This window comes from Gilliamella sp. B2717 (assembly GCF_026536675.1).
Lineage (GTDB): Bacteria > Pseudomonadota > Gammaproteobacteria > Enterobacterales > Orbaceae > Gilliamella > Gilliamella apicola_I.
This window is the reverse complement of record NZ_JAFNNQ010000067.1, coordinates 1-2,302: the sequence shown is the minus strand read 5'-3', so window position 1 is coordinate 2,302 and position 2,302 is coordinate 1. Positions and strand designations below refer to the sequence as shown.

The 2,302-nt window shown below is 26.9% G+C and carries 2 protein-coding genes; both read right to left on the bottom strand.

Features of this window, described 5'->3' with window-relative positions:
• Positions 1-822: 822 nt before the first annotated feature.
• Entirely contained in the window at positions 823-1,560 is a 738-nt protein-coding gene (locus tag J3U35_RS06640; RefSeq protein ID WP_267360380.1) for a hypothetical protein, read from the bottom strand.
• 10 nt (positions 1,561-1,570) lie between these two features.
• On the bottom strand, positions 1,571-2,302 hold a 732-nt coding region (locus J3U35_RS06635), incomplete at its 5' end, for a glycoside hydrolase family protein (protein WP_267360358.1).

The following is a 2,302-nucleotide window of genomic DNA, read 5'->3' as shown; positions in this document are numbered from 1 at the left end:
AAAACGTTGATAATCTCTTCTTTGTTGTTCTAAGCCTTGTTTTATTGATTCTTGTTTGCTTGCGTCCATCTTACTAACATATGCATCACGTTTTGCTTCATCACCGTCTTTTATATAAACCAAATAGTTTTCCGCATCATCGGTCATTTCACTGTTTAATACTTCCCATTCCGGTCGCTTTCCTTCTGCATTCAGCTCTTCATACCATTCACTTTGATAATTAACTAATAGCCGTCCCAGTGCCGTTGTTAAGTGTGGTTTTTGCGATATTCCCTTAAAATAGTTCTCTTAATTGTCGCATATTCATTATCTATACATGGAGTATCTAATATATCCCAATGTTTTTAGTTCCTCAATTTGTAATAATTTGCCATTTTCTATATAGTTAATTGACTGCTGGAAATAATATATTAATCATAATTATGTTGAAATTGATATTCTTATAAATGATGAAATGAATGATGATTTATCATTTTTCCTTTTAATTAAATATACAATTTATCTTTTTTCTGTGCTCCTTCATATTAAAGACCTTTACAATCTAATTCACTTCTTTGCAATAATAAGAGATTTGAATTGTGAAATTCGAAGAACCATACCTATTTATATACAAACAAGAATGATTAAAATTATTAGCAAAACAAATCAAAGATAATAATGACATTAAAATACATATTATTTTTATATTTCTCAATATTCTCTATTTAAGTGGCTATACCTGTATATTTATCATTTAAAAATAAATGATATTCTTAACATTTCCTATTGTTACTTTCTGATTAAATACAATTTAAAATTTACACCGAATATTAGTTACAATTTCTAGTAAGGCGTAATCAATGGCATATATTGATGTAACTCATAAGTATGTTTATTCATAATGTCCATCAAACATTTTTCATTAGTACATAAATCTCTTTTCTGAATAAACTTTTTTTGATTACTGTATATTTCTTCAAACTCTTTCTGAGCATTATTGTAGTCATAATATTTTTTTATATTATGATAAATATCATGAATACTCCTATCTAATCCTGATAGATAAATATTTTGGCAAATCAGTTTTTCAGATACCTTCTTTGCTTTTGAACAAGAGAAACTCGGAACAGTATTCTGATACTTTATTCGATTTATCTCTAATATAGAATCATTTGTATTTACTATTAAATATGCATCAGCATTTTTTTCAAATAATGTCCATGTTTTTTGAATGTTAGGGCAGAAAATATTTAATTGGTTTATTTTTTGTTTCATATTTAGGTCAAAAGAGTCAGCACTTAGCATTTCTTTGTTTAAAAATTCATCAAAATCGATAATGAATTTATTTACTTTATAATTTGAACAAATCTCAATAAGAGCACCAGAATAAATATTAGTTTTGATAACATTTTCATCCCATTGAAATATTCTATTAAGGTAAATTGGATCATCATAGGACACTGTTTTTGTGCGTGCTGTATCGCTAATATATACTTTAGTCACTATCCAATTATTAGTTAAATCTGCTCTTATTGAAAATGACAAAAATAGGCAGAATATTAAATAAAAATTACGAAGCATACTCTTTCTCCTAATAAATCTCTTTAGCATATATACCTTTTTCAAATATTTCTCGTTCTTTCTCTCTCCTTCTCTTTAAACCTTCTAAAACTTTACCTCCAGATTTATTATATTGTAGTAAAACATCCATTGCTTCTTTCTTTTTACCTTCATTAAGATATTTTGATAAATTACTATCACTTTTAATAGAACCAACATTATAAACAAAAGAAACTAATGCATCATATTCATGTTGCTTCAAATCAATTTTTATAACTTTCTCAATTTTATTTTCATAGTCGGGAATTATTTTAATTAATAATAATTTTTCTTGTTCAACAGTTAATGTAATAACGTCTTTATTTTCCTTCATAAATACTTTAATTTCAGTTTCATTTTTTAAACCAGCTGCTTTAGAAACTTTTTGCGCCACATCAGATGAAATACCTATTTCTAAAAGATCATTTAAAATATTTGTTGAACTTCTTCCTTTCATATCATAACCTGGGCCTAAAGTAATACCACTTCCAGTTCCTGGCCAATGCAATTTATTAGAAATATTTTTTTGTGCCTCCGCTAAATAAATAAAATCTATTCCTGCTTGTGATGTTTTCAATTCTCTTTTTATAATTTTATCAAACAAACTCATTATTATAATAGGATTTATAAACCACACCCTACCATTTTGACTTAAGGTGGCAAGCGTTGATGAAGTTTCGGTTTGATTAGTTGTGGTGTCTGCTGATTGCTCTTTTTTAGTTTC